This is a genomic window from Pseudomonas sp. B6002 (assembly GCF_013385985.1).
GTDB lineage: Bacteria > Pseudomonadota > Gammaproteobacteria > Pseudomonadales > Pseudomonadaceae > Aquipseudomonas.
The window spans coordinates 104,920-129,987 of the sequence record NZ_JACAOY010000025.1; the positions used below are offsets into that span (position 1 = coordinate 104,920).

24 protein-coding genes, 4 tRNA genes and 1 riboswitch are annotated in these 25,068 nt (G+C 63.1%); of the genes, 17 read left to right on the forward strand and 11 right to left on the reverse strand.

Translation table 11 applies throughout. From position 1 onward, the window contains the following. Window positions 1–14: 14 nt before the first annotated feature. Together HX792_RS25555 and HX792_RS25560 are read right to left on the reverse strand one after the other, a co-directional pair. Window positions 15–1,274 (reverse strand): serine hydrolase, encoded by a 1,260-nt coding sequence (locus HX792_RS25555; protein WP_176998691.1) that lies wholly within the window; start codon window positions 1,272–1,274, stop codon window positions 15–17. Between the two features lie 116 nt (window positions 1,275–1,390). Beyond that, complete coding sequence (locus HX792_RS25560) at window positions 1,391–3,091, reverse strand: M24 family metallopeptidase (RefSeq protein ID WP_176998692.1); 1,701 nt, start codon at window positions 3,089–3,091, stop codon at window positions 1,391–1,393. Between the two features lie 77 nt (window positions 3,092–3,168). Here HX792_RS25560 and HX792_RS25565 point away from each other — a divergent pair, with 77 nt between their 5' ends. The 5 genes from HX792_RS25565 to HX792_RS25585 all read left to right on the forward strand — a co-directional run bounded on the left by HX792_RS25565 (window position 3,169) and on the right by HX792_RS25585 (window position 7,101). Then, entirely contained in the window at window positions 3,169–4,659 is a 1,491-nt protein-coding gene (locus tag HX792_RS25565) for a PLP-dependent aminotransferase family protein (protein WP_176998693.1), read from the forward strand. A gap of 90 nt (window positions 4,660–4,749) precedes the next feature. Beyond that, window positions 4,750–4,983, forward strand: coding sequence for a hypothetical protein (locus HX792_RS25570; RefSeq protein WP_176998694.1), 234 nt, complete (start codon window positions 4,750–4,752; stop codon window positions 4,981–4,983). Between the two features lie 85 nt (window positions 4,984–5,068). Continuing rightward, entirely contained in the window at window positions 5,069–5,638 is a 570-nt protein-coding gene (locus tag HX792_RS25575) for a nucleotidyltransferase family protein (RefSeq protein WP_176998695.1), read from the forward strand. Between the two features lie 84 nt (window positions 5,639–5,722). Further along, complete coding sequence (locus HX792_RS25580; RefSeq protein WP_176998696.1) at window positions 5,723–6,163, forward strand: TspO/MBR family protein; 441 nt, start codon at window positions 5,723–5,725, stop codon at window positions 6,161–6,163. Further along, entirely contained in the window at window positions 6,163–7,101 is a 939-nt protein-coding gene (locus tag HX792_RS25585; protein WP_176998697.1) for an alpha/beta hydrolase fold domain-containing protein, read from the forward strand. Before HX792_RS25580 ends, HX792_RS25585 begins: the two co-directional genes overlap by 1 nt. Window positions 7,102–7,279: 178 nt before the next feature. Here HX792_RS25585 and HX792_RS25590 read toward each other — a convergent pair whose 3' ends face one another. From HX792_RS25590 to HX792_RS25610, 5 genes are all read right to left on the reverse strand, one after another. Further along, on the reverse strand, window positions 7,280–7,723 hold the full coding sequence (locus HX792_RS25590; RefSeq protein WP_176998698.1) for a DUF6678 family protein: 444 nt from the start codon (window positions 7,721–7,723) through the stop codon (window positions 7,280–7,282). 331 nt (window positions 7,724–8,054) lie between these two features. Beyond that, window positions 8,055–8,513: a hypothetical protein gene (locus tag HX792_RS25595; RefSeq protein ID WP_176998699.1), complete on the reverse strand. Its 459-nt coding sequence runs from the start codon at window positions 8,511–8,513 to the stop codon at window positions 8,055–8,057. 177 nt (window positions 8,514–8,690) lie between these two features. Further along, window positions 8,691–9,455 carry an ABC transporter ATP-binding protein gene (locus HX792_RS25600; RefSeq protein ID WP_176998700.1) on the reverse strand — a complete coding sequence of 255 codons (765 nt, stop codon included), beginning with the start codon at window positions 9,453–9,455 and terminating at the stop codon, window positions 8,691–8,693. After that, the gene (locus HX792_RS25605; protein ID WP_176998701.1) at window positions 9,452–10,456 is read right to left on the reverse strand and encodes an iron ABC transporter permease; all 1,005 of its coding nucleotides are present in this window, start codon (window positions 10,454–10,456) and stop codon (window positions 9,452–9,454) included. Before HX792_RS25605 ends, HX792_RS25600 begins: the two co-directional genes overlap by 4 nt. Then, window positions 10,453–11,463: an ABC transporter substrate-binding protein gene (locus HX792_RS25610; RefSeq protein WP_176998702.1), complete on the reverse strand. Its 1,011-nt coding sequence runs from the start codon at window positions 11,461–11,463 to the stop codon at window positions 10,453–10,455. The genes HX792_RS25605 and HX792_RS25610 overlap by 4 nt, the downstream gene beginning before the upstream one ends. A gap of 115 nt (window positions 11,464–11,578) precedes the next feature. Then, window positions 11,579–11,773, reverse strand: a riboswitch (cobalamin riboswitch). Window positions 11,774–11,863: 90 nt separating this feature from the next. On the opposite strand from HX792_RS25610, the gene HX792_RS25615 reads away from it, so the two are divergent. Further along, the gene (locus tag HX792_RS25615; RefSeq protein WP_176998703.1) at window positions 11,864–12,409 is read left to right on the forward strand and encodes a hypothetical protein; all 546 of its coding nucleotides are present in this window, start codon (window positions 11,864–11,866) and stop codon (window positions 12,407–12,409) included. A 96-nt stretch (window positions 12,410–12,505) separates the two neighbouring features. Here the strand turns inward: HX792_RS25615 and HX792_RS25620 are convergent, their stop codons facing one another. After that, window positions 12,506–13,888 (reverse strand): aldehyde dehydrogenase family protein, encoded by a 1,383-nt coding sequence (locus tag HX792_RS25620; protein WP_176998704.1) that lies wholly within the window; start codon window positions 13,886–13,888, stop codon window positions 12,506–12,508. Between the two features lie 103 nt (window positions 13,889–13,991). Here HX792_RS25620 and HX792_RS25625 point away from each other — a divergent pair, with 103 nt between their 5' ends. Then, window positions 13,992–14,864 carry a LysR family transcriptional regulator gene (locus HX792_RS25625; protein WP_176998705.1) on the forward strand — a complete coding sequence of 291 codons (873 nt, stop codon included), beginning with the start codon at window positions 13,992–13,994 and terminating at the stop codon, window positions 14,862–14,864. A gap of 118 nt (window positions 14,865–14,982) precedes the next feature. Here HX792_RS25625 and HX792_RS25630 read toward each other — a convergent pair whose 3' ends face one another. Further along, window positions 14,983–15,192, reverse strand: a complete 210-nt coding sequence (locus HX792_RS25630) for a hypothetical protein (RefSeq protein ID WP_176998706.1) — start codon at window positions 15,190–15,192, stop codon at window positions 14,983–14,985. 206 nt (window positions 15,193–15,398) lie between these two features. Further along, entirely contained in the window at window positions 15,399–16,595 is a 1,197-nt protein-coding gene (locus HX792_RS25635) for an amino acid aminotransferase (RefSeq protein ID WP_176998707.1), read from the reverse strand. Window positions 16,596–16,938: 343 nt separating this feature from the next. On the opposite strand from HX792_RS25635, the gene uvrB reads away from it, so the two are divergent. The 6 genes from uvrB to HX792_RS25665 all read left to right on the forward strand — a co-directional run bounded on the left by uvrB (window position 16,939) and on the right by HX792_RS25665 (window position 21,299). After that, window positions 16,939–18,954 carry an excinuclease ABC subunit UvrB gene (uvrB, locus tag HX792_RS25640; RefSeq protein ID WP_176998708.1) on the forward strand — a complete coding sequence of 672 codons (2,016 nt, stop codon included), beginning with the start codon at window positions 16,939–16,941 and terminating at the stop codon, window positions 18,952–18,954. Window positions 18,955–19,159: 205 nt separating this feature from the next. Continuing rightward, complete coding sequence (gene gltX, locus HX792_RS25645; protein ID WP_058427800.1) at window positions 19,160–20,641, forward strand: glutamate--tRNA ligase; 1,482 nt, start codon at window positions 19,160–19,162, stop codon at window positions 20,639–20,641. 147 nt (window positions 20,642–20,788) lie between these two features. Further along, window positions 20,789–20,864 (forward strand) — tRNA-Ala (locus HX792_RS25650). 78 nt (window positions 20,865–20,942) lie between these two features. Beyond that, window positions 20,943–21,018 (forward strand) — tRNA-Glu (locus HX792_RS25655). Between the two features lie 50 nt (window positions 21,019–21,068). Continuing rightward, window positions 21,069–21,144 (forward strand) — tRNA-Ala (locus HX792_RS25660). 79 nt (window positions 21,145–21,223) lie between these two features. After that, window positions 21,224–21,299: transfer RNA gene (locus HX792_RS25665), tRNA-Glu, on the forward strand. A 91-nt stretch (window positions 21,300–21,390) separates the two neighbouring features. Here the strand turns inward: HX792_RS25665 and HX792_RS25670 are convergent. Then, window positions 21,391–21,951 carry a hypothetical protein gene (locus HX792_RS25670; RefSeq protein WP_176998709.1) on the reverse strand — a complete coding sequence of 187 codons (561 nt, stop codon included), beginning with the start codon at window positions 21,949–21,951 and terminating at the stop codon, window positions 21,391–21,393. A 159-nt stretch (window positions 21,952–22,110) separates the two neighbouring features. Between HX792_RS25670 and HX792_RS25675 the strand changes: the two genes are divergently transcribed. The 4 genes from HX792_RS25675 (at window position 22,111) to HX792_RS25690 (ending at window position 24,999) form a co-directional block, all read left to right on the forward strand. Further along, a complete protein-coding gene (locus HX792_RS25675) occupies window positions 22,111–22,650 on the forward strand; it encodes a TetR/AcrR family transcriptional regulator (RefSeq protein ID WP_176998710.1) in 540 nt (179 codons plus the stop codon). Window positions 22,651–22,665: 15 nt separating this feature from the next. Then, window positions 22,666–23,499, forward strand: a complete 834-nt coding sequence (locus HX792_RS25680; RefSeq protein ID WP_176998711.1) for an alpha/beta hydrolase — start codon at window positions 22,666–22,668, stop codon at window positions 23,497–23,499. 39 nt (window positions 23,500–23,538) lie between these two features. Further along, on the forward strand, window positions 23,539–23,970 hold the full coding sequence (locus HX792_RS25685; protein WP_176998712.1) for a thioesterase family protein: 432 nt from the start codon (window positions 23,539–23,541) through the stop codon (window positions 23,968–23,970). Window positions 23,971–24,036: 66 nt separating this feature from the next. Beyond that, a complete protein-coding gene (locus HX792_RS25690) occupies window positions 24,037–24,999 on the forward strand; it encodes a tRNA-dihydrouridine synthase (RefSeq protein ID WP_176998713.1) in 963 nt (320 codons plus the stop codon). The last annotated feature ends 69 nt before the right edge of the window (window positions 25,000–25,068 follow it).

The following is a 25,068-nucleotide window of genomic DNA, read 5'->3' on the forward strand; positions in this document are numbered from 1 at the left end:
TCGCCCCTTTTTCGTTACGGCAGCACCTTGGCGATGGCGTCAAACGCGACCATGTCATCGATCACTTCGCCGCCAGTCGGCTGGGTCTGAGCCTGCCACACCACGATCACCACGTTTTTGGTCGGGTTGATGTAGACGTACTGGCCAAAGGTGCCGGCGGCGGTGAAGGCTTTGTCGGCTTTGGACGCGTCGGTCCAGCCGGGCCACCACATGGAGGCGAAGTCGCCGTAGGCAGCGTCCGAACCGGTGACCGCGCTGGCGAAGCTCAACCAGCCTTCCGGCAACACTTGCTTGCCACCAGCCTTGCCGCCGCTGAGTACGAATTGGCCGAAGCGGCCGTAGTCTTCAAGCGTGGCGCTGATGCCGCTGCCGCCGACTTCGTTGCCGTTGGCGCCGTCGAGCCACCATTTGGCGTCGGTCTGCATGCCGTAGGGGCCCCAGATTTTTTCGCTGAGGTATTGGGTGAGCGGCTTGCCCACGGCGGCGCTGACCAGTTGGCCCAGCACTTGGGTTTCGCCGGTGCTGTAGTTGGTGCGCGTGCCGGGTGGCGCGGCGGTGCTGAGGGTGGCCATAAACTTGAGCAGGGAGCCGGGCACTTGTTCGCTGCGCAGCTGGATCAGGTGGCGTTCGTCGGAGGACGGGTCGGTGTATTTTTCGTTCCACTTGACCCCGGAGCGCATCGCCAGGATCTGCCGCACGGTGACCTGGTCGTAGGCGCTGCCGGCCAGGGCGGGCAGGTAATGGGTGACTTTGTCGTCCAGGCTTTTGATGGCGCCGTCTTGCAGGGCAGCGCCCACTAGGGTGGAGGTGACGGACTTGGCCACCGACATCGACATCCAGCGGGTCTCGGCGGTGTTGCCGTGGGCGTAGCGCTCGTCGACGATCTTGCCGTCCTTGAGCACCAGCAGGCCGGTGACGCGGTTGGTCGCCACGTAGTCGTCCAGGCTGTAGTGCTTGCCTTTGAACTCGAACGCCACGGGGGCCAGGGGTTTGGCGCTGCGCGGCAGCGGGAACGGGTGGCCGCCCGCCTTGATGGTGCGCACCGGGAACAGGCGGTCGGTGTTGCGGAAGGTGGTGATCGCCAGTTCCGGGCTGAGGCGGCCGTCGTAGATGGCCTGCACGTCGCCAATTGGCTCTTGTGCGTGAGGGTAGGGTTTGGCGGTGTCGGCGTGGGTGGCGCTGGCGGCCAGCGACAGCGCGAGGGTGGATGCGCACATCAGTACCCGCAGCGGGCGGCGCTCAAAGCGCGAGGACGGGCGAGGGAGCACGGGCATAAGAACCTCTTTGTTGTTTTTGGTCGGTCTTAATGGGCTGCGACGCCTCGGGGCTGAGGCGTCGCGAGCCAGCATGCTCGGAAAGGCGGGACGTTGGCGCGCGGGATCGGGCCGGTTTATGCGTGGGATTGGGCCATGGCGTTAGGGCGCTGGTAGGTGGGCTCGCCAATCAGGATGTCTTCAAAGAACGCGCCGATCGGCAGGGTGGGGTGGCACAGTTGTATCTCCAGCACCCAAACCATGTCGCTCGGCACGATCTCGACGTCGGCGAGTTTGTCCTGACTGAACAGGGCGTGGGGGAAGTCGGCGATGCGGTGGCCGGCCAGGTTACGCTCCAGGCGCCAGCCTTTGGCGCGGGCGCTGTCTTCGGCGAAGTCATACAGCTGGCGGCCGGTGAGCCCTTGGTGCCAGGCGTCGCGGGTTTCATCGAAGACTTGGTGCAGGGCCTTGACGCAGGCTTCATGCAACGGGTGCCCGCCGAACACGAAGGTGTCGCCGTAGTCGCCTTCGTAGCCGTCCCACACCGGGCCGAGGTCGACCACGGCGATGTCGGTGGCGCGCAGTTGGCGCTGCGGGTCGATGCCTTGGCGGGGTGTGCGCACGGTGTCGTCGCCAAAACGGATGTAGGTGGGGTGCCAGGTGTGGGATGCGCCCATGGCCTGCAAGGTGTGGCTGGCCATGTCGAGGGCTTGGGCGGTGGTCATGCCCACCTTCAATTGCTCGGCGATGGCGGCCAGGGCCCGCACGGTTTGCTCGCGGGCGGCGAGCATGCCGTCCAGCGAGTAGCGCGGGCCGACTTTTTCCAGCACCGGGTCCAGGGCGTTGAGTGACGCGGTGGGCGCCAAGGCGCCGCTGGGCACGAAGGCTTCGGCGACAAACCGATGGGGCTGGGCGCCGGCCGCCAGGCAGGTTTCGCGCACCTGGCTGATCATGCCGCTGTTGCCGCAGGCGTAGATCTGGCTGTCGGGCCAGTCGTGGGGCTGCGTGAGGGCGACCTGCTGCACGCGGGCGTCGACGGACAGCACGCGATGCCAGCGAAAATGTGGGTGCGCCTGGCTGGCCCGGTCGAGGAATTCAGCGTCGTAGAAATCCGCCGGCGCTGCGTTGCCCCAGTACAAGGTCACCTCGGCCCCGCGTTCCAGGGCGGTCAGCAACAATGGCTTGATGCCGGCATACCCGGTGCCGGTGGCGAACAGCACCACCGGGCGCTCACCCTTGTGTTGCCAGGTGCAGGCGCCCACCGGGCCTTCGAGGTTCACCCTAGCGCCCGCGTGCAGGTTTGGCAGGATGCCTTCGGAGAATCGGCCGCCGCGCACTTGGCGGATATGGAACACCAGTTGGCCCTCGTCCTGGGCGGGCAGGTTGGCGACGGAGAAACAGCGGCTGTCGCCATCCTCCAGGCGAAACCGCAGGTACTGGCCGGGGCGCACGTCCAGAGGCTGGTCGGTGCGTAATACCAGTTCGATGATATCGGCGCTCAAGGGGCGATTGCTGATGACGTGTGCGGTGGTTTCCAGCGTCGGCGTGTCCAGCGACCAGCCGGGGATTTCCAGGCGCATGTCGCTGCAGGCGTGGCTCTGGCACAGCAACATCTCGTCCGCCGCGAGGGGGTAGGAGGGCGCGGGGGCGTCGGGCGCGAGCTGTTTGGCGCGGTATTCGCCGGCCACCACCTTGACCTTGCACGAACCGCAGGCGCCGCGACGGCAGGAAAAGGGCACGGCGAGGCCGCTGGCGAGCATGGCGTCGAGCAGCAAGTGGTCGGCAGCTTCGAAGGATTTGCCCGAGGGCAACAGTTCAACGACATGGCGGTTGTGCATAAACACCTCGGGGCAATTGAGGTTCGATTGTTGCGGTAGACTAGGACCAGAAGAACCTCCAGTTTTGGATAATTCACATGGTCCAGCTTCGCAAATGGCGCCCGTTGCTCAAACTCGATGGCGCGCAGCCCCAGGCGTCGTACCGCAAGATCATCGAGGGCTTGGTGAGTGCGATCACCGAAGGCCGCCTGCGCCCCGGTACGTTGCTGCCCGGCACGCGGGAGATGGCGCAACTGCTCAACGTCAACCGCAAGACGGTGATCCTGGCCTACGAGGAGGCGGTGACCAAAGGTTGGCTGGTGAGCATCCAGCGGCGCGGCACCTTTGTGAGCACGCAACTGGCCAGCGGCGCGGTGGCGGCGCCCAGCGCGCTCCAGCCCTTTGCCCTGGCGCTGCGCGACTCGCCGGCGGCGGATTATTTCTCCCCGGGCGAACAGGCCGTCGCACTGCAACACCGGCCGGGCGCGCTGTTTTTCGATAACGGCGCCAGTGACCACCGGTTGCTGCCGCAAGCGGTGCTGCACCGTTATTACCGCAATGCGCTGCGCCACAGCTTCACCACCAACACCGTGCGCCATGGCAGCGAGGGCAGCAGCGCCTACCTGCGCCGGGCGCTGGCGGAAATGCTGCGGCACAACCGTGGCCTCACGGTGGGCGCCGAGCAGATTTGCCTGACCCAGGGCGTGCAGATGTCGCTGTACCTCACGGCCAGCGTGTTGCTCAAGCCGGGTGATGTGGTGCTGGTGGAGCGCCTGAGCTACCCACCGGCCTGGGAGATTTTTCGCCAGTTGGGCGCGCAGTTGGTCACCGTCGATTTGGACGACGAAGGCTGCCGGGTCGATCAGCTCGATGCGCTGTGCCGCCAGCACGACGTGCGGATGATGTACCTCACGCCCCATCACCAATTCCCCACCACCGTCAGCCTGCGCGCCGGGCGCCGCCAGCAGTTGCTGGAACTGGCGCGGCTGCATGACTTCTGCATCGTCGAGGAAGACTACGACCACGAATATCACTTTGCCGGGCGGCCTTATTTGCCGCTGGCCAGCGACAGCGCGCAGCGGCATGTGATCTACATTGGTTCGCTGTCCAAGTCCCTCGGCAGCACGTTCCGCTGCAGCTATATCGTGGCGCCGTCGAATGTGATCCAGGTGCTGGAGCGCACGGCGGCGGTGAGCCTGGGGCAGGGGGATGCGGTGATGCAGCGCATGCTGGCGGACTTGATCAACGACGGGGAATTGAAGAAGCACTTGCGTCGGGTTTCCAAGGAATACCGTCGGCGCCGGGAGGTGTTGTTGAGTGGCCTGCGGGAAGCGTTTGGCGAGCAGATCAGCGTGCAGGAGCCGGAAGGCGGGCTGGCGCTGTGGGTGAAGTTTGCCGACGCCATCAATGTCGACCGGCTGTGTGAAAAGGCGCTGGCGCTGGATTTGGTGGTGCGCAGCGGTCGGCTGTTTTCACCCTTTGGCCAGCGTGAAAATGCCTTGCGGCTGGGGTTTGCTTCGCTCAACCAGGAGGAAATCCGCACCGCGATCCAGCGGCTGGCGATGGCGGCAGAGGCGATTGCCGGCTGAGCTGGCCCCCCTTTGTGCCGAAACAGGACTACCATGCCACCCCGGCAGTGGTTACACGCGCTACCGATTTCTCTCTTTGAAGGTATCGCTATGTCCATCGACCAGATCAGCCTCCCCAAGGGCGTAGGCCCCCATGCCACCAAGCTTCTTGACGCCATCACCGGCGCCGCCACCCACGAAGCGCTCAATCGCGCAGGCGGCAAGGCGGAAGGGTTTGTGTTGGGGTTGGAGTCCACCAAGGCCATCAAAAGCCAAGTCGCGGAAGCGTTGTATGTGGCCTACGACGACGCCGCGAGCCACCGCGCCAGTGAGTTGAAGGGGTAACGACAGCCTTTGCGCTGTCACGAAACTCATCACGGGGTGGTGTAATGTTGCGGGCTTGAATGCGCCCGCTATCAAAGGACTGAACATGACACTGACCGTCGACACCCTGCTCGAACTGGCCATGGCCAACCCCATCAACGCCGAAATCACTGCGCGCCTACCAGCCCTCGGTGTTGAGCAGTGCATGCTCACGGCGGGCTGCCTGTTCCAGGCGGTGTGGAATCATCAGTCGAATTTGCCGGCCGATCACGGGGTGAAGGACTACGACGTTTTTTACTTCGACACCGACCTGTCCTACGAGGCGGAAGACAACGTCATCCGCGCCGCCGAGCGCTTATTCCAGGACCTGGGCGTCAACGTCGAGGTCAAGAACCAGGCGCGGGTTCATCTCTGGTATGGCCAGCGCTTCGGCCGGCCTTATCCGCAATTGCACACGGCCAAGCAGGGCGTGGACCGTTACCTGGTGGCGGGCACGTGCATCGGGCTGGAGATTGAAACGGGCGAGTTGTATGCGCCGTATGGCTTGAAAGATGTGGCCCAGGGTGTGCTGCGCATTAACCCGCTGCACCCGGAGCGCGAGTTGTTTGAGCGTAAAGCCCTCAGTTATCAGGCGCGCTGGCCCTGGTTGAAGATCGTGACGCCGGAACATTCTTGAAGCCTGCGGTGAACTTTTACCCATTCTTCAGGCGTCCTATTCTGAAACACACCCTCTACAGCTGACCCCAGCTAAGGACAGGCCATGATCTTCCTGATTTTCCTTATCGCCTGCGGCGCCGCCGCCAGTACGGGCCTGATCTTCAAACCGGGCCAATGGTATGAATCCCTCGTCAAACCCAGCTTCACCCCGCCCAATTGGCTTTTCCCCGTGGCCTGGACGGTTATCTATTTGCTGCTGGCCTGGGCCGGTTACCGCCTCACGATGATCCCCGGCAGCCAACTGGCCCTGGGTTTATGGGCGGCGCAGATTGCGTTGAACACACTGTGGACACCGGTGTTTTTTGGCGCCCATCACATTGTCGCGGGCATGGTGGTGATTGTGCTGCTGTGGCTGGTGGTGGCGGCGTTGGTGGTGATGGCGTTGCGGCTGGACTTGATCACCGGCTTGATCCTGTTCCCCTACCTGGCGTGGTTGAGTGTGGCGGTGGCGTTGAATTTCTCGATCCTGCGCAGTAATCGCTGATGGCTCATACCCCTTGGTCGGCCAGCGAGCCCGAACTGGCGCAGATGCGCGCGTTCAACAAGAAGCTGGCCTGGATGCCGCGCTTTAAAATCCGCAACCGCGTGACGCCGCGTGTGATTCAGGCGTTGTTGCGCGTCAGTCAAAAGGTCAGGCGGCAACACCCGGCGCACACTCGGCTGGTAGGCGTGGACGGCCAGCGCGTGCCGGTGCGCATCCTGCTGCCGAGCGGCCAGCCCAGGGGCGTGGTGCTGGATATCCACGGAGGCGGCTGGGTGATTGGCAATGCGCAGATGGATGACGATTTGAACCTGGGCATGGTCAGCGCCTGCGACGTGGCGGTGGTGTCGGTGGATTATCGGCTGGCGGTCGATACGCCGGTGGAAGGCTTAATGGAGGATTGCCTCACGGCCGCACGGTGGTTGCTGACTGCCGATGAATTTGCCGGGCTGCCGGTGATTGTCGTCGGCGAATCGGCCGGTGGGCATTTGGCAGCGGCGACGTTGCTGGCGTTGAAACAATGGCCGGCGCTGCTGCAACGGGTGAGCGGGGCGGTGTTGTATTACGGCGTGTACGACCTGAGCGGCACACCCAGCGTACGCGCGGCGGGTCCCGACACCTTGCTGTTGGACGGGCCGGGCATGGTTACGGCCCTGGCGCTGCTGATGCCGGGGTTGAGTGATGAGGCGCGCCGGCAGCCGCCGTTGTCACCGCTGTACGGGGACTTGAGCGGCCTGCCCCCGGCGTTGATGTTTGTCGGGACGCTGGACCCGCTGAAGGACGACACGCTGTTGATCGCCGAACGCTGGCCGGGAGCGCAGGCGCATTTAGTGCCGGAGGCGGCGCACGGGTTTATCCATTTTCCGGTCGCGATGGCGGGGAGTGTGCTTGCTTATAGTCGCCAGTGGATCAGTGCCCGGGTGGAGGTGACGGCGGGATAATGATTGAGGCCGATCAGCCAGCACCGATGCAAGCCGGGCCACCGCAATCGCCGGCAAGCCGGGCTCCTACAGTTTGAGCACCACCGAACCCCTGTAGGAGCTGGCTTGCCAGCGATGGCGGCCGGTCAGCCGGCACCGATGCAAGTCGGGCTACCGCGATCGCCGGCAAGCCGGGCTCCTACAGTTCGGGTGCGGGTGGAAAGTCTTCGTAGCATTTTGGCAGGTACCCCCAGATCCTCAGCACGTCGGCCTGCACTTCAAATTCGAAGCCTACTTGCGAGACGACCTGAGAGATTTCCTGGGTGTGGTCAATGTATGTGCGTGGCAGTAACACGCCCAACGAGGGGGCTTCTTGCCACAAACCAATGTCGAACCATTGGACATACGCAAAGGGAAACGGCAGGTGGTAGAACCATTCCACATCCCATTCAGAGATATAGCCGGTGATGGATTTTGAACGATAGGACGGACACCATTCCGTGCGCTGGCGCATGTGTGTGATCAGTTCGTTCCACTTGGTGTTGTTCGCGGCGCTTGCCAGGTTTCTTGTCTTGATAGCGGCCTGAATGATCTTGCGGTTTTTATCCGTTTGGCGTGCGTCGGCCATGGGGAGTTCAGTCATTTTAGCCCTCTTGGTTTACGTTGATGACGCTAACGTCGGCGTATTCGAAGGTGTGCTCGGCGAACGCGGGTTGAGCACAGAGGTCGGCGATGCTAGCAGAACGATTTCTGAGGGAGATATAAACGGCTTTGTAGTGAGCGGGCTTGCCCCGCGCGGCGGCGTGTCAGGCCCTTTATATACACCTGACACACCGCGGCGCGGGGCAAGCCCGCTCACTACAGGGGGGCGCAACATCGGTGCAAGTCGGGCCACCGCTATCGCCGGCAAGCCGGGCTCCTACAGGTGAAGCGTCACTGCCCCCTGTAGGCGCTGGCTTGAACTGGCGCACTGATCAAGGTGTGGGCAACCCCAGGCGATGTGCCTCCAGGCTCACATTCACCTTTTCACCCTCGAGTGCGGGCGGGTGGCCGAGCAGGCGGGTCGCTGGTTCCAGGCTGTCATCGGCGGGGATGAGCAGTACCTGCAAGGTCTGGGGATTGATCACGCCCCAGTTCGACAGGTCGTGGCAGCCGCTGCCGTTGCACACGGCCTGGTAGACGATGCGTGGCCCGCCGGTTGCGTGGGTGTCGCAGGCGCCGCCGATGGAGTCGATGCCGTAGTAGCGCAGCAGGGTTTCCCGGGGGCCGCGCTTTACCCGCAGCAGGACTTCGGCGCTTTCGGTGGTGAGCAAGGGCAGGGTTGGGTCAACGCCGATTGTCACGGTGGCGCCAGCGCAGTCGAAGGTTTGCTCGGCGAAAGCCGGTTGGGTGCACAGGGTGGCGAGGAGGGTAAAGGCTGCAATCCGTAGCATGCGGGCCACTCGATAAAAGGCAGGCGGCGATGCTAGCAGAACGGCTCGCTACGAATATGAAACCGTACCTGTAGTGAGCGGGCTTGCCCCGCGCGGCGGCGTGTCAGGCCCTTTATATACACCTGACACACCGCGGCGCGGGGCAAGCCCGCTCACTACAAGATGGCGGTAGGCTGTTTAGTGGGGGCGTAGTCGCAGGATTTGCGCGCCATCAAACGGGTCTGTGAGGTAGTGCGCTTGCACGCCGAACGTGTCTTGCAATCGCTGTGGCGTCAGTACGTCGAGCGGTTTGCCGAGGGCGACCAAACGTCCGTGATCGAGCACGGCCAAGCGATCGCAGGTCAGCGCCTGGTTGAGGTCGTGCAGGGCAATCAGGGTGGTGACGGGCAGCGCTTGCACGCCCTTCAAGATGCCAAGCTGATGCTGGATGTCCAGGTGGTTGGTTGGCTCGTCCAACAACAAAATCTGCGGCCGTTGTGCCAAAGCGCGGGCGATGTGCACGCGTTGGCGTTCGCCGCCGGAGAGGCTGCGCCAGGCGCGCTGGCTCAGGTGGGTGGCGTCGACGTCGTGCAGGGCCTGGCGCACGATGGTGTCGTCTTGCGCCGACCACGGGCTCAGCGCCGACAGCCACGGCGTGCGGCCCAGGGCCACGGCGTCGAAGACGCGGATGGCGTCGTCGGTGTCGGCCTGCTGTTCCACCACCGCCAGCTGTTGCGCGATGGTGCGACGGGACAAGCTGCCCAAGCGTTGGCCGCCCAACCGCACGTCGCCGCTGGCTGGCGTGCGCAACCCCGCAAGCAGCTTGAGCAGGGTGGATTTGCCGGAGCCGTTGGGGCCGACGATGCCGAGGGTTTCGCCTTTTTCGACGTCGAGGTGAACATCGCGCAGCAACTCGGCGTCGCGCACCGTGAAGCCCAGGCCGCTGCAACTGAGCACGCTCATCGCGGGTGCCTCCGGCCGATCAGGATCAGCGCAAACACTGGCGCGCCAACCAATGCCGTGACCACGCCGACCGGGATCACCTGGCCCTTGATCAGGGTGCGCGACAGCACGTCCGCCGCGATCAGGAACAGCGCACCGCCCAACGCGCTGGCCGGCAGCAGGCGCGAGTGCCCGGTGCCCAGCAGCAGGCGCACAGCGTGGGGGATCACCAGCCCGACAAAGCCGATGGAGCCGACAATCGACACCATCACCGCCGTCACCAGCGCGGCACAGCCCACCAGCACAAACTGCACGCGCCGCACCGGGATGCCCAGGGAGGCCGCCGAATCAGTGCCGAAGGTGAATGCATCCAGCGCACGCCGGTGCCACAAACACACCGCCAAGCCCGCCATGGCCACCGGCACGGCCAGCCACACTGACGGCCAGCGCACGCCGCTGAGGTTGCCCAGCAGCCAGAACAGGATGCCGCGCGCTTGTTCGGAGCTGGCCGACTTGGTGATCAGGAAGGCCGTGAGCGCGTTGAACAACTGCGAGCCGGCAATGCCCGCGAGGATGATCTGGCCGGTGCCACTGGCCGAACCGCTGGCGCGTGCCAGCAGAATCACCAGGGCAAAGGCCGCCATCGCCCCCACGAATGCCCCCGCCGACAACGACACCAGCCCGCCACCGACGCCGATCAGCGCCACCAACACTGCACCGGTCGAGGCGCCGGCGCTGATGCCGAGCAGGTACGGGTCGGCCAACGGGTTGCGCAACAGCGACTGCAGGATCACCCCGCAGGTCGCCAGCCCTGCACCGCACGCGGCGGCCACCAGGGCGCGGGTGAGGCGGTAGTTCCACACCACGCCTTCGTCGATGGGGTCGAGCGCGTAGCCCGCCGCCCACAGTTTGTTGGCGAGCACCTGCAGCACCACCTGCGGCGAGATGGCGGTTTCGCCGATGGCCACGCCGGCGAGCACGGCGGCCAGGAGCAGAGCCAGGGCGAGCAGGGTACGGGTCATTTGAGTGGGTCGTAGCCGTCGATGGCCGTGGCCAGTTGTTCAAGGCCGTCGAACGTACGGAGGCTGGCCTGCAGCGCGAGGGCGTCGAGGATGATGATGCGGTTGTTTTTCACCGCGTCCATGTTGCGGGTCACCGGGTCGCTGCGCAGGAAAGCCAGTTTCTTTTCATGGTCGTCAGCCGGGTAGCGGCGGCGGTCCATGCGTGCGATTACCAGGAACGTGGGGTTGGCCTTGGCGATGGTTTCCCAGCCGACGGCGGGCCACTCTTCATCGGACTGCACCACGTTGGTCAGGCCAAGGGTCTGCAACATGAATTCCGGAACACCCTTGTGGCCGGCCACGTAAGGGTCGGCGGCCATCTCGGCGCTGGAGAACCACACCAGCGCACTGGCCTGCTTGAGGCCTTTGCCCTGGGCGGTGGCGACTGACTTGGCCAGGCGCGCCTTGAGGTCGTCGTTCAGCTGTTGGCCGCGGTCCTGCACGTCGAAGATCTGCGCCAGTTGGCTGATACTTTTATAGATAGTCTCGATGCGGAACGGCTCCAGCCGCGTGCCGTCGGCGCCCACCAGGTTGTCCTTGCCTTCGCAGTCGGAGGGCAGCAGGTAGGTGGGGATCTTAAGTTCCTGGAATTGCTCGCGGGTGCCGACCACGCCTTGGGGGCCGACCACCCATTCCAGCTCGGCGGCCACCAGTTGCGGGCGCTTGGCGATCACCGACTCAAAGCTCGGCTCGTTGTTCGCCAGGCGCTCGATGGTGTCGTTCTGAGCCTTGAACTGCGGCAACACATTGTTGAACCACAGCGAAGTGCCGACCACTTTGTCGCCCACGCCCAGGGCGTAGAGCATTTCGGTGGCGGCCTGGCCGATGGTCACGCTGCGTGCGGGGGCTTGCTGGAAGGTCTGGGTGCTGCCGCAGTTTTCCAGCGTCAGCGGGTAATGGGTGGGCGCGGCCTGGGCCAGGGTGCAGAAGCCAAGGCCGGTGAGCAGGGCGGTAACGCGTGGCAGCATGGGGCAATCTCCGTGTGAACCGTACAGTGAGCAGGGGGAGGTACGGTCGTGGAAATACAGCCATGGACGCTGCCGAAGGGCAGGGCAAGGATGTCCTTCCCGGACACCCCGCCGGTCGTGATAACGCTTGGCCGGCAGGTCTCCTGACTCGTGCGTCGTCGCCACGCTCCGGCCTTCCCGAGCAAGGCTCAGTGGCAGTGTGGAGCAGGCTCAGCACCTACAGTTGCGGGGGCAGTTCCGATTGACGCGGGGGGCCGCGCTTCGGATTCCCTATTAGTCCCGTTTGGGAACCGGCGCGGTATGGTAGTCGATTGAGGGGCGCAGAGGGAGCTTCTTGGGTAGTGGCTTGGTGATATCATCTGTGCAGCCTTTTGATTGATCCCCTGCTCATGGAGAGCTTATGCGTGTGCGCCCTTTACTCCTCTTGATTGCGCTTGTGCTCTCGGGATGTGCCTCTTCTCCTGAACCTTTGGATAAGCCGCTGCCTAGCACGGCGGCGCGAGAAAACTGGATTTTACATATCGTGTACACGGACCCGGTCATGCTGATGCGGTTGGTGCGCTATCAGTCCTTTCCCCCTGCGCCCGAGGAACAGATTGCCCAACTGCGTGGAAAGGAAAAACGGGCCTTGCCCGATGCCTATTGGGCGCTCTACGAGCAGGAGCTGGAAGCCTTTCGTTATGCACTGAGCCAGCGCGATGATAAGGCGTTGTACGACTACGAGAAGACGTACCGTAATGAGTTGAGCCGACTCAGTGACGCGCAGCTTCAAGCCTTGGCCAAGGAGCCGTCAGCGGGGTATGGAAATCCCTTTAGCCTGTGGCGTGGATTGTTCAGTGATCGGTTTGCTGCCTACACGAAGGCAAGTCGGCAGGCCGAGCAGTCTGCCAAAGAGGCTCATCAGCAGCGCCTGGCCCTCATGAACCGCTGCTGGAACGTGATGTAGTGAGCGGGCTTGCCCCGCGCGGCGGCATATCAGGCCCCTTGGATACACCTGACACACCGCCGCGCGGGGCAAGCCCGCTCACTACAGGGCGGTGGGTTATTTGCGGTTCAGCCACACGGTTTGGGCGTTGCAGAATTCGCGTACGCCGAAGTGCGACAGTTCACGGCCAAAGCCGCTCTTTTTCACGCCGCCAAACGCCACCCGAGGGTCGGACACGCTGAAGGCGTTGACGAAGATCCCGCCGGTTTCCAACTGGTTGGCGATGTCGCGGGCCTTGGCCGCATCGGTGGTGAAGATGCTGGCGGTGAGGCCGAATTCGCTGTCGTTGGCCAGGGCCACGGCGTGGTCGGCGTCGCGGGCGGTGATGATTGAGGCCACCGGGCCGAACAGTTCCTGTTTGAACGAGGTCATCTGGTCGGTGACGCCGGCCAGCACGGTCGGCTCGTAGTAGTTGCCAGCACCCGCGACTTTATTGCCGCCCAGCAGCAGGGTGGCGCCTTCTTCCAGGGTGGCCTGGACCTGGCCGTGCAGTTCGTCGCGCAGATCGAAGCGTGCCATCGGGCCTACATAAGTGGTGGCCAGGGTCGGGTCGCCCATGACCAGGGCACGGCTGGCTTCAACGAATTTGGCGGTGAAGGCTTCCGCCACGCCGGCTTCGATGATCAGGCGCTTGGCGGCGGCGCAGACTTGGCCGCTGTTCTGGAAACGACCGATCAGGGCCGCTTGCACGGCGGCGTCGAGGTCGGCGTCGTTGAGCACGATGAACGGGTCGGAGCCGCCCAGCTCCAGCACGCATTTTTTCAGCGCAGCCCCGGCCTGGGAGCCGATGGCGATGCCGGCGCGCACGCTGCCGGTGAGGGTCACGGCGGCAATGCGCGGGTCGGCGATGGCGCTGGACACGCCCTCGTTGCCCACGTTGATCACTTCAAACAGGCCTTCGGCAAAACCGGCTTTGTGGAACGCCTGCTGGATCAGGTAGGCGCTGCCCATCACGTTCGGGGCGTGCTTGAGCACGTAGGTGTTGCCGGCGAGCATGGTCGGCACGGCGCCGCGCAGCACTTGCCACACCGGGAAGTTCCACGGCATCACGGCGAGGATCGGGCCCAGCGGGCGGTATTCGATCTGGGCGCTGCCGTTGTCCACCAGGGTCGGTTCCGGCGCCAGCATGGCCGGGCCGTGAGCGGCGTACCACTCGCTGAGCAGGGCGCATTTTTCGATTTCGGCACGGGCCTGGGCGATGGGCTTGCCCATTTCCAGGGTGATCATCTGCGCCATGTCTTCGGCTTGTTCACGCAGGGCGGCGGCCAGGGCCAGCAGCAGTTCGGCGCGCTGACCGACCGGCTGGCGGCGCCAGGTGCGGAAGGCGGCGGTGGCGCGGTTCAGGGCGGCGTCCAGTTGCGCCGCGCTTTCGTAGGGGTAGCTGCCGACCGTTTCGCCGGTGGCTGGGTTGATCGAGAGAGCGTGGGTGGTTGCGTTCATGGCACCGTCCTGCTGAATGAATGGATTGGGTTTAGGCTACGGGGCTATCTCTTTTCTGGAAACTGAATAATATTAAGCAATACATTCACGATTGGAGAATGATATGGATCTGGTGCAGCTGGAAATCTTCAAGGCCGTTGCCGAGCAAGGCAGCATCAGCGCCGCCGCGCAGTTGATTCATCGTGTGCCGTCGAACCTGACCACGCGCATCAAGCAACTGGAGCAGGACCTGGGCGTGGAATTGTTCATCCGCGAGAAGAGCCGCTTGCGCCTGTCGCCGGCGGGCTGGAACTTCCTCGGCTATGCGCGGCGCATTCTCGACCTGGTGCAAGAAGCCCGCGCCACGGTGGCGGGGGAGGAGCCCCAGGGCGCGTTTGCCCTGGGGTCGCTGGAGAGCACGGCAGCGGTGCGCATCCCAGCCTTGCTGGCGGCGTACAACCAGAAGCACACCAAGGTCGAACTCGACCTGAGCACCGGGCCGTCGGGCACGATGATCGAAGGGGTGTTGTCGGGGCGACTGGCGGCGGCGTTTGTGGATGGGCCGGTGTTGCACGCGACCCTGGAAGGGGTGGCGGTGTTCGAGGAGGAAATGGTGGTGATCGCACCGCTGCACCATGCGCCGATTACCCGGGGGCAGGATGTGGCGGGGGAGAGCATCTATACGTTTCGCTCGAACTGTTCTTACCGCCATCACTTCGAGCGCTGGTTTTCACAGGATGGCGCGGTGCCGGGCAGGATCTTCGAGATGGAGTCCTACCACGGCATGCTCGCCTGCGTCAGTGCCGGTGCGGGCCTGGCGCTGATGCCACGCAGCATGCTCGAAAGCATGCCGGGGTTTACGGCGGTGAGTGTGTGGCCGTTGAGCGACAGCTTCCGGATTCTGCACACGTGGCTGATCTGGCGACGGGGGACGGTGTCGCAGAGCCTGAACAGCTTCGTAAAACTGCTGGAAGAACGCGACCTGGTGGCCGCTTGACACCTGTAGGAGCCCGGCTTGCCGGCGATGGCGATTTCACGGACGCCATCGCCGCGGTGCGACGATTCGACAAGCCAGCTCCCACAAGGGATTTTTTTGGGGGGAGGGTGAGGTGAAGTCAGCCGCCGAATTGCAGGGTGCCCATGGCCAGTTTTGCCATGATGGCTGCGGCGCCCAACTGCACCAGCCACAGGGCCAGACCGCCGAGGAATACACCCAGCGCCACCTGCAACACCAGGCTCTTCTGCCGCTTAACCTGTGGCGCGCGCGGGGCGTAGTCGTGCAGTTCGTCGCGGTCGGCGCGCAGGTCCAGGTCGTCGTTTCTCATAGGTCACTCACAGGGTAATGGCGGAACACATGACCTGTAGGAGCCCGGCTTGCCGGCGATGGCGTTTTCAAGGGCGCCATCGCCGGCAAGCCGGGCTCCTACGGGATTGCTGCATGGCTTCAGTCTAGGGGAGCAGGGCTTTTTGCGACAGGCATTAAAAAAGGGAAGCCACTCAATGGCTTCCCTTTTTTCACAACCGCAAAGGCTTACAGCACCTGAACGATCGCCTTGGTCACGGCATCAATGTTCGACTGGTTCAACGCCGCCACACAGATACGGCCAGTGTCGAGGGCGTAGATGCCGAACTCGCTGCGCAGGCGGGTGACTTGCTCAACGGTCAGGCCGGAGTAGGAGAACATCCCGCGCTGGCGACCGACAAAACTGAAGTCGTGGCCTGGAGCGGCCTTGGCCAGTTCCGATACCATCTGCTCGCGCATGCCGCGAATACGCAGGCGCATTTCGCCCAGCTCGGCTTCCCACTGGGCGCGCAGCTCAGGGTTGTTCAGCACCGCTGCCACGATTGCCGCGCCGTGGGTCGGCGGGTTGGAGTAGTTGGTGCGGATCACGCGCTTGACCTGGGACAGGATGCGCGCGCTTTCTTCCTTGGACTCGCCAACGATGGACAGTGCGCCCACACGCTCGCCGTACAGGGAGAACGACTTGGAGAACGAGCTGGACACAAAGAAGGTCAGGCCCGACTCAGCGAACAGGCGCACCGCAGCGGCGTCTTCGTGGATGCCGTCGCCGAAGCCCTGGTAGGCCATGTCGAGGAACGGCACGAGTTTCTTGGCCTTGACCACGTCCAGTACGTTCTGCCAGTCGGCCGGGCTCAGGTCGACGCCGGTCGGGTTGTGGCAGCAGGCGTGCAGCACCACGATGGACTGTGGCGGCAGGGCGTTGAGGTCTTCGAGCAGGCCGGCACGGTTCACGTCGTGGGTGGCGGCGTCGTAGTAGCGGTAGTTCTGCACCGGGAAACCGGCGGTTTCGAACAGGGCGCGGTGGTTTTCCCAGCTGGGGTCGCTGATGGCCACGACGGCATCTGGCAGCAGTTGCTTGAGGAAGTCTGCGCCGATCTTCAGTGCGCCGGTGCCGCCAACGGCCTGTACGGTGGTGACGCGGCCAGCGGCCAGCAGGGGCGACTCAGCGCCGAACAGCAGGGTTTGCACGGCCTTGTCGTAGGCCGCGATGCCGTCGATTGGCAAGTAGCCACGAGCGGCGTGTTGCGCCACGCGAATGGCTTCCGCTTCGGCAACGGCACGCAAGAGTGGAATCTTCCCCTCTTCGTTGCAGTAAACGCCTACGCCAAGGTTGACCTTGGTGGTTCGTGTGTCGGCGTTGAATGCTTCGTTGAGGCCCAGGATAGGATCGCGTGGTGCCATTTCGACAGCGGAGAACAGGCTCATTTTTGCGGCAGCTCTATGGGGGAAGGGAGGGACGTGTCGCGCTCCAGCCGAATGCACTAGAGCGGTGCACAAACGGGGAGCTAGTATAGAGGCCATCACCGCCTGAGGCGACAACCGAAACGGCTTTTCGGCCAAGTTTTTCGGTTTATTTGCTGACCGTTAGTCTTATTGCAACATTGATCCTGAGCGGCAGGTAGGACGATTGCCTTGAAACCCGTCACATTCGGCACCACTTCTACAGCTATCATGGTTTTTTCCTGCAACCTGCGATGACTATTCGCGGGTTGCTGAGCTATTTCGTCCCTGGCGGTTTCGAGTCTGGGGTGACTTCACGAGGTACGTTATGTCGGATTTCCAGCTCGTCACCCGCTTCGAACCCGCCGGCGATCAGCCGGAAGCCATTCGCCAGATGGTCGAAGGCATTGAAGCCGGCCTGGCGCACCAGACGCTGCTCGGGGTGACCGGTTCGGGCAAGACCTTCAGCATCGCCAACGTGATCGCGCAGATCAACCGCCCGACGTTGGTGCTGGCGCCGAACAAGACCCTGGCCGCGCAGCTGTACGGCGAGTTCAAGTCGTTCTTCCCGAACAACGCGGTGGAGTACTTCGTTTCCTACTACGACTACTACCAGCCCGAAGCCTACGTGCCGTCCTCCGACACCTTTATTGAGAAGGACGCCTCGATCAACGACCACATCGAGCAGATGCGGCTGTCGGCGACCAAAGCGTTGCTGGAGCGCAAGGACGCGATCATCGTCACCACGGTGTCGTGCATCTACGGCCTGGGCAGCCCGGAAACCTATTTGAAGATGGTGCTGCACGTCGACCGTGGCGACAAACTTGACCAGCGCGAATTGCTGCGCCGCCTGGCGAGCCTGCAGTACACCCGCAACGACATGGACTTTGCCCGCGCCACCTTCCGCGTGCGCGGCGATGTGATCGACATCTACCCGGCCGAATCCGACCTGGAAGCGATCCGCATCGAGCTATTCGATGATGAAGTGGAGAGCCTGTCGGCCTTCGACCCGCTGACCGGCGAGGTCATCCGCAAGCTACCGCGTTTTACCTTCTATCCGAAAAGCCACTATGTGACGCCGCGCGAAACCCTGATGGGGGCTGTCGAGGGCATCAAGGTGGAACTGGCCGAGCGCCTGGAGTACCTGCGTTCCAACAACAAGCTGGTGGAAGCCCAGCGCCTGGAGCAGCGCACGCGCTTTGACCTGGAGATGATCCTGGAGCTGGGCTACTGCAACGGCATCGAAAACTACTCGCGCTACTTGTCGGGCCGTGAGTCCGGTGCGCCGCCGCCGACGCTGTATGACTACCTGCCGCCGGACGCGCTGCTGGTGATCGACGAATCCCACGTCAGCGTGCCGCAAGTGGGCGCGATGTATAAGGGCGACCGTTCGCGTAAGGAGACCCTGGTGGAATACGGGTTCCGCCTGCCGTCGGCCCTGGATAACCGGCCGATGCGCTTTGACGAATGGGAAAGCATCAGCCCGCAGACCATCTTTGTGTCGGCGACGCCGGGCAACTATGAGGCCGAACATGCGGGCCGTGTGATTGAGCAGCTGGTGCGCCCGACCGGCCTGGTGGACCCGGAAATCGAAATCCGCCCGGCATTGACCCAGGTCGATGATTTACTTTCGGAAATCACCAAGCGCGTGGCCTTGGAGGAGCGGGTGCTGGTCACCACGCTGACCAAGCGCATGTCCGAAGACTTGACCGATTACCTGGCCGACCACGGCGTGCGCGTGCGCTACCTGCACTCGGACATCGACACCGTGGAGCGCGTGGAGATTATCCGCGACCTGCGCCTGGGCACCTTTGATGTGCTGGTGGGCATCAACCTGCTGCGTGAGGGCCTGGACATGCCGGAGGTGTCGCTGGTGGCGATCCTCGATGCGGACAAGGAGGGCTTCCTGCGTTCCGAGCGTTCGTTGATCCAGACCATCGGCCGTGCGGCGCGTAACCTCAATGGTCGCGCGATCCTGTATGCGGACCGCATCACCGGCTCCATGGAGCGGGCGATCGGCGAGACCGAGCGTCGGCGGGACAAGCAGATTGCGTTCAACCTGGCCAACGGCATCACGCCCAAGGGTGTGTTCAAGGACGTCGCCGACATCATGGAGGGCGCCACCGTGCCGGGCTCGCGCAGCAAGAAGCGCAAGGGTATGGCGAAGGCGGCCGAGGAAAGCGCCAAGTACGAGAACGAATTGCGCTCGCCGAGTGAGATCACCAAGCGTATCCGCCAACTGGAAGAGAAGATGTACCAACTGGCGCGGGACCTGGAGTTCGAGGCGGCGGCGCAGACGCGGGATGAGATTGGCAAGTTGCGCGAGCGTTTGCTGGCAGTGTGATTTGCGGTGACTGGCCTGGCCTCATCGCAGGCAAGCCAGCTCCCACATTTTGACCGCGTTCGCAGTTCGAGGTGGGAGCTGGCTTGCCTGCGATAGGGGCGGCGCGGTCCATCAGAATCACCCAAGCTGGAGCCCAACCACCTGGGGCTGTTACCATTCGCCCCTTGTTTCAATTTTCAGTTTTATCGCCCATTCGAGACCTGCCATGACCACCGTCCGCACGCGCATCGCGCCATCGCCCACTGGGGATCCCCACGTCGGCACTGCTTACATCGCCTTGTTCAACTACTGCTTTGCCAAGCAGCACGGCGGTGAATTCATCCTGCGGATCGAAGACACCGATCAACTGCGTTCCACCCGCGAGTCGGAACAGCAGATCTTCGATGCCCTGCGCTGGTTGGGCATTACCTGGGCCGAAGGCCCGGACGTCGGCGGCCCGCACGGCCCGTATCGCCAGAGCGAGCGCAGCGACATCTACAAGCAGTACACCCAGCAGTTGGTCGACATGGGGCACGCGTTCCCGTGCTTCTGCACGGCTGAAGAGCTGGACCAGATGCGCGCCGAGCAACAGGCCCGTGGCGAGACCCCGCGCTACGACGGCCGTGCGTTGCTGCTGTCCAAAGAAGAAGTGGCGCGCCGCCTGGCGGCCGGTGAACCCCATGTGATCCGCATGAAGGTGCCGAGTGAAGGCGTGTGCGTGGTGCCGGACATGCTGCGTGGCGACGTTGAGATCCCGTGGGACCGCATGGACATGCAGGTGCTGATGAAGACCGACGGCCTGCCGACGTACTTCCTGGCCAACGTGGTCGATGACCACCTGATGGGCATCACCCACGTACTGCGTGGCGAAGAATGGCTGCCGTCGGCACCGAAATTGATCCTGCTCTACGAGTACTTCGGTTGGGAGCAGCCGCAGCTGTGCTACATGCCGCTGCTGCGTAACCCGGACAAGAGCAAGCTGTCCAAGCGCAAGAACCCGACCTCGGTGACCTTCTACGAGCGCATGGGCTTCATGCCTGAAGCGATGCTCAACTACCTGGGGCGCATGGGCTGGTCGATGCCGGACGAGCGCGAGAAGTTCTCGTTGCAGGAAATGGTCGACAACTTTGACTTGTCCCGCGTTTCCTTGGGCGGGCCGATCTTCGATATCGAGAAGCTGTCGTGGCTCAACGGCCAATGGCTGCGTGACCTGCCGGTGGAAGAATTCGCCAGCCGTGTGCAGCAGTGGGCGCTGAACCCCGAGTACATGATGAAGATCGCGCCGCTGGTGCAGGGCAGGGTGGAGACGTTCAGCCAGGTCGCGCCGTTGGCCAGCTTCTTCTTTGCCGGGGGCGTGAACCCGGATGCCAAGCTGTTTGAGTCCAAGAAACTCTCGGGCGACCAGGTGCGCCAGTTGATGCAGCTGATCCTGTGGAAGCTCGAGAGCCTGCGCCAGTGGGAGAAGGACGCGATCACCGCGACGATCCAGGCGGTGGTGGAATCCCTGGAGTTGAAGTTGCGTGATGCCATGCCGCTGATGTTTGCCGCGATCACTGGGCAGGCGAGTTCGGTGTCGGTGCTGGATGCGATGGAAATTCTCGGTCCGGACCTCACGCGTTTCCGTCTGCGCCAAGCCCTTGATTTGCTTGGTGGTGTGTCGAAGAAAGAAAACAAAGAGTGGGAAAAGCTGTTGGGCGCTATCGCTTAATCAGCCTGCTACAACGACGAAACCCCGGTTTTCCGGGGTTTCGCCGGTAAGTGATTGTTATCCCGGCAAAAAATTTTGGAAATTGTTGAAAATAAATTTGACACACTTCCAAAGCGCCATTAAGATTCGCCCCGTCCTCACCGATGAGGGGCTATAGCTCAGCTGGGAGAGCGCTTGCATGGCATGCAAGAGGTCAACGGTTCGATCCCGTTTAGCTCCACCAATTTACAGGTTCAAGGTCTGGCCACACCGGCTTTGAATCGATCAGTTCTCAGCGCTGATCAGTTGTACAGAAGGTTTTGTCCCCTTCGTCTAGTGGCCTAGGACACCGCCCTTTCACGGCGGTAACAGGGGTTCGAGTCCCCTAGGGGACGCCAGTTTCAACAAGCAGTTCGAGAGGCCTGCTGCGTCGCGAGACGAAAAATCCGGGGCTATAGCTCAGCTGGGAGAGCGCTTGCATGGCATGCAAGAGGTCAACGGTTCGATCCCGTTTAGCTCCACCAATTTACAGGTTCAAGGTCTGGCCACACCGTCCTTGAATCGATCAGTTCTCAGCACTGATCAGGTGTATAGAAGGTTTGTGTCCCCTTCGTCTAGTGGCCTAGGACACCGCCCTTTCACGGCGGTAACAGGGGTTCGAGTCCCCTAGGGGACGCCACGATTACCCGCTCTGCGGGATTTTTAAGGGTCATTCAATTATTGAATGGCCCTTTTGTTTGTCTGGCGTTTGGGTTTTTGCCCGCCCTTGTTTACGGCATTCGTCGAACCACATGAGCGGTGCGCAAAGATTTGTTGATGCGCGCCAGTTCCTGCGCAGGGCTGACTTCTGGGCCCTGGTTCTGGGCGTTTACCAGTGCGACGTTCCACATTTCCACACGAATACCGGGCAGGCGCGACAGTGCGCGCAGGCAGGCCTGGTCTTGCGGGTCGTTGGGGTGGTAAATGTTGGCGGTCTCGATGACCAGCGTGGTATTCGGAAAGCGCAGCTGAATCTCTTCCATGTATTGCTTGAACAGCACGCAGCACTGTCGGCACGGTGAGTTGTTGATGCTTACCACGATCTCTTGATAGCCGGCATCGAATACCCATTCATTGGCACGCAATGCCTCCAGGAAGTTGGCTTCGGCGTGGCCGTCCCGGTCGTTGAAGAATTTGCCGAATGGCTGGTTGCCCACGCCTTCCGCTTCGATCTTCGAAATCAGCACGGTGCGAAAGCCGCTGATGAAGTTGGCCTTGTACTCATTGTCAAAGACGTAGGGGGCTTCGCCGGCCACCCATGCGCAGTTTTCGTTTTGCTGCGTCCAGGCCATGACGTTCTCTCCGCTGTAGGGTTCGTTGCATCGACAACGGCTGAAGCGACGGTTTTATTCCATTTATTTGCATGCGCTGCTCAGACGAGCGGTCATGCCGGTGGCTTGCCAAATATTATTATGGTAATAATATTCAACCCATGAGAAACGGAGGCTTTGATGAGCGATAAAAAAGCGCAAACCCGCGAACGCATTCTGCAGGCTGCCAGTGCGGCGTTGATCCAGCGCGGCCCGGCCGAGCCGAGCGTCGGGGAAGTCATGGGGGCGGCAGGGCTCACCGTCGGTGGGTTCTACGCGCACTTCGAAAGCAAGGACGCGCTGATGCTGGAGGCTTTCACCCAGCTGTTGGCCAAGCGCCGTGCGTCGATTGACGACATGGACGAGCAGCTGACCGGCGAAGAGCGCAGGAGCCTGGTAGCCGCGTTCTACCTGTCGCGCAAGCACCGTGACTCCACGGCCCAGGCTTGCCCGATTCCCGCCACTGTCGGCGAGATGGCCCGCTTGCCGGACACCTTTCGCGAAGCCTTGAACGAACACGTGGAGCTGATGGCTGCCCAATTGGCCGCCAGCCCCGAAGACACCGACAAGGCACTGGCCGACATGGCGCTGATGATCGGCGGCCTGGCCTTGGCTCGCGCCTTGGGCCCGGGTGAGTTGTCCGACCGTGTACTCCGTGCAGCCAAGTCGGCCGTGCGCTAAGAGAGGATTCGCATCATGGGCGCCCTGACATGGATTCGTGGTTTCAATAACACCGTTGGCCGCCTGGCGCCGCACACGGTGGCGAGCAAGATGCGGCGTACCTTCATGACCCCGCGCGACCTGCCGCCGCGTGACTGGGAGCTGCCACTGCTGGCGCAATCGGAGCGCATCACTTTGCGTTTCGGTCTGTCCGCCCTGCGTTGGGGGCAAGGCCCCGCGGTGCTGTTGATGCACGGCTGGGAAGGGCGCCCAACACAGTTCGCCAGCCTGATCAGTGCCCTGGTGCAAAACGGGTATTCGGTGATTGCCCTGGATGGCCCGGCCCATGGTCGTTCGCCAGGGCGTGAAGCGCACGTGCTGCTGTTCGCCCGTGCCATGCTTGAGGCGGCCAACGAGTTGCCACCCTTGCACGCCGTGGTCGGCCACTCCATGGGCGGCGCCAGCGCGATGCTGGCGGTGCAATTGGGGCTGCGTACCGAGGCGTTGGTCAGTATTGCTGCGCCGTCGCGCTTTCTCGATGTGCTGCGCGGCTTTACCCGGATGGTAGGTTTGCCGCCGCGTGCGCGCTCGGCGTTTATCCAGGAGGTCGAATTGACCTTCGGCATGCCGCTCAAGCACCTGGATGTCGCTCACTACCAGATGAATATGCCTGGCCTGATCGTACACGCCGAGGACGACACGTTCGTGCCGGTCAAGGCGTCCCAGGCCATCCACGAGGCTTGGTTTGATAGCCGCCTGCTGCGCCTGGAACAGGGCGGGCACCAGCGCGTGCTGGCAGATCCCCGTGTGATCGAGGGCGTATTGGCCCTGCTGGCCGGCCGTCGTGTGCAGGAGCGGCAAACGGCCTGATACACTGCCCCGGCCGACATCAATCGACTGGAGCAAGGCATGGGCTGGGATCTGGCAACACCGTTTATCATCGACCTGCAGGTCGCCGCTGAAGACATCGACGGCCTGGGGCACGCCAATAACGCGGTGTACGTGTCCTGGCTGGAGCGTTGCGCGTGGCGCCATTCTCAGCGCCTGGGGCTGGACCTTACCGAGTATCGCCGCCTGGACCGTGCCATGGCGGTGGTGCGCCATGAGATCGACTACCTGGCCGCCGGCTATGAGGGCGACGAGCTGCAACTGGCCACCTGGATCGTCGACTGGGACCAGCGCCTGAAAATGACCCGCCGCTTCCAACTGGTGCGCCCGAGCGATGGTGCGACCCTGCTGCGTGCCCAGACCACCTTTGTGTGCATCGAACTGTCCACGGGCAAGCCCAAGCGCATGCCGGCCGAGTTCCTCGACGGTTACGGCCCGGCGCTGCGCAACTGACGGGGGGTTAGCGGTTGCAGTGGGAAACCCAGTAAACTGCGCCACGATTTTTGTTGAGTGTTTTCCATGCAAATTGCTTTGGCGCCCATGGAGGGGTTGGTCGACAACATCCTGCGGGACGTGCTGACCCGCGTCGGCGGGATCGACTGGTGTGTGACCGAGTTCATCCGCGTCAACGATCGCCTGCTCACCCCGGCCTATTTCCACAAGCTCGCCCCGGAGCTGCTGCACGGTGCCCACACCGCGGCGGGCGTGCCGCTGCGTGTGCAATTGCTGGGTTCCGACCCGGTGTGCCTGGCGGAAAACGCCGCCCTGGCCTGTGAGTTGGGCTCGCAAGTGATCGACCTGAACTTCGGCTGCCCCGCCAAAACCGTGAACAAGTCCCGTGGTGGAGCGGTGCTGCTCAAGGAGCCGGAGCTGCTCAATCAGATCGTTGAGCACGTACGTCGCGCGGTGCCCGCGCATATCCCGGTGACTGCCAAGATGCGCCTGGGCTTCGACAGCCCGGACGGCGCGCTGGTGTGCGCCACGGCCCTGGCCGAAGGTGGCGCGGCGCATATCGTGGTGCATGCGCGCACCAAGACCGATGGCTACAAGCCGCCCGCGCACTGGGAGTGGATCCCGCGTGTGCAGGACGTGGTCAAGGTGCCGGTGTTTGCCAATGGCGACATCTGGAGCGTCGAAGACTGGAAGCGCTGCCGTGAAGTCAGCGGCGCCGAAGACATCATGCTCGGCCGTGGCCTGGTGGCACGTCCCGACCTGGCGCGCCAGATCGCTGCTGCGCGGGCCGGTGAAGAGGTCGTGGAAATGACCTGGGCGCAGATGCAGCCCATGCTTCAGGACTTCTGGACCCAGTCGGTCGAGCAACTGACTGAACGCCAGGCGCCGGGCCGCTTGAAACAATGGCTGGCAATGTTGACGCGCAACTACCCCGAGGCGGTGGAGTTGTTCACGGCCTTGCGCCGTGAGACCGACCTGGAGCAGGTCAGCCGCTTGCTGGGCATGTCCCATCCTGCCGTCGCGGCCTGATACTCACTTCCCAAGAAAGGGCGCCATTGGCGCCCTTTTCTTATTGTGAAATGTGATGCGCGGAACTCG

What these genes read in the sequence shown, in the direction of transcription:
- HX792_RS25555 (WP_176998691.1), bottom strand. Translation starts at nt 1,274, where the DNA reads ATGCCCGTGCTCCCTCGCCCGTCCTCGCGCTTTGAGCGCCGCCCGCTG.
- HX792_RS25610 (WP_176998702.1), bottom strand. Translation starts at nt 11,463, where the DNA reads ATGCTGCCACGCGTTACCGCCCTGCTCACCGGCCTTGGCTTCTGCACC.
- gltX (WP_058427800.1), top strand. Translation starts at nt 19,160, where the DNA reads ATGACCACCGTCCGCACGCGCATCGCGCCATCGCCCACTGGGGATCCC.
- HX792_RS25620 (WP_176998704.1), bottom strand. Translation starts at nt 13,888, where the DNA reads ATGAACGCAACCACCCACGCTCTCTCGATCAACCCAGCCACCGGCGAA.
- HX792_RS25690 (WP_176998713.1), top strand. Translation starts at nt 24,037, where the DNA reads ATGCAAATTGCTTTGGCGCCCATGGAGGGGTTGGTCGACAACATCCTG.
- HX792_RS25680 (WP_176998711.1), top strand. Translation starts at nt 22,666, where the DNA reads ATGGGCGCCCTGACATGGATTCGTGGTTTCAATAACACCGTTGGCCGC.
- HX792_RS25580 (WP_176998696.1), top strand. Translation starts at nt 5,723, where the DNA reads ATGATCTTCCTGATTTTCCTTATCGCCTGCGGCGCCGCCGCCAGTACG.
- HX792_RS25590 (WP_176998698.1), bottom strand. Translation starts at nt 7,723, where the DNA reads ATGACTGAACTCCCCATGGCCGACGCACGCCAAACGGATAAAAACCGC.
- HX792_RS25675 (WP_176998710.1), top strand. Translation starts at nt 22,111, where the DNA reads ATGAGCGATAAAAAAGCGCAAACCCGCGAACGCATTCTGCAGGCTGCC.
- HX792_RS25575 (WP_176998695.1), top strand. Translation starts at nt 5,069, where the DNA reads ATGACACTGACCGTCGACACCCTGCTCGAACTGGCCATGGCCAACCCC.
- uvrB (WP_176998708.1), top strand. Translation starts at nt 16,939, where the DNA reads ATGTCGGATTTCCAGCTCGTCACCCGCTTCGAACCCGCCGGCGATCAG.
- HX792_RS25595 (WP_176998699.1), bottom strand. Translation starts at nt 8,513, where the DNA reads ATGCTACGGATTGCAGCCTTTACCCTCCTCGCCACCCTGTGCACCCAA.
- HX792_RS25625 (WP_176998705.1), top strand. Translation starts at nt 13,992, where the DNA reads ATGGATCTGGTGCAGCTGGAAATCTTCAAGGCCGTTGCCGAGCAAGGC.
- HX792_RS25630 (WP_176998706.1), bottom strand. Translation starts at nt 15,192, where the DNA reads ATGAGAAACGACGACCTGGACCTGCGCGCCGACCGCGACGAACTGCAC.
- HX792_RS25615 (WP_176998703.1), top strand. Translation starts at nt 11,864, where the DNA reads ATGCGTGTGCGCCCTTTACTCCTCTTGATTGCGCTTGTGCTCTCGGGA.
- HX792_RS25560 (WP_176998692.1), bottom strand. Translation starts at nt 3,091, where the DNA reads ATGCACAACCGCCATGTCGTTGAACTGTTGCCCTCGGGCAAATCCTTC.
- HX792_RS25600 (WP_176998700.1), bottom strand. Translation starts at nt 9,455, where the DNA reads ATGAGCGTGCTCAGTTGCAGCGGCCTGGGCTTCACGGTGCGCGACGCC.
- HX792_RS25565 (WP_176998693.1), top strand. Translation starts at nt 3,169, where the DNA reads ATGGTCCAGCTTCGCAAATGGCGCCCGTTGCTCAAACTCGATGGCGCG.
- HX792_RS25635 (WP_176998707.1), bottom strand. Translation starts at nt 16,595, where the DNA reads ATGAGCCTGTTCTCCGCTGTCGAAATGGCACCACGCGATCCTATCCTG.
- HX792_RS25585 (WP_176998697.1), top strand. Translation starts at nt 6,163, where the DNA reads ATGGCTCATACCCCTTGGTCGGCCAGCGAGCCCGAACTGGCGCAGATG.
- HX792_RS25670 (WP_176998709.1), bottom strand. Translation starts at nt 21,951, where the DNA reads ATGGCCTGGACGCAGCAAAACGAAAACTGCGCATGGGTGGCCGGCGAA.
- HX792_RS25570 (WP_176998694.1), top strand. Translation starts at nt 4,750, where the DNA reads ATGTCCATCGACCAGATCAGCCTCCCCAAGGGCGTAGGCCCCCATGCC.
- HX792_RS25605 (WP_176998701.1), bottom strand. Translation starts at nt 10,456, where the DNA reads ATGACCCGTACCCTGCTCGCCCTGGCTCTGCTCCTGGCCGCCGTGCTC.
- HX792_RS25685 (WP_176998712.1), top strand. Translation starts at nt 23,539, where the DNA reads ATGGGCTGGGATCTGGCAACACCGTTTATCATCGACCTGCAGGTCGCC.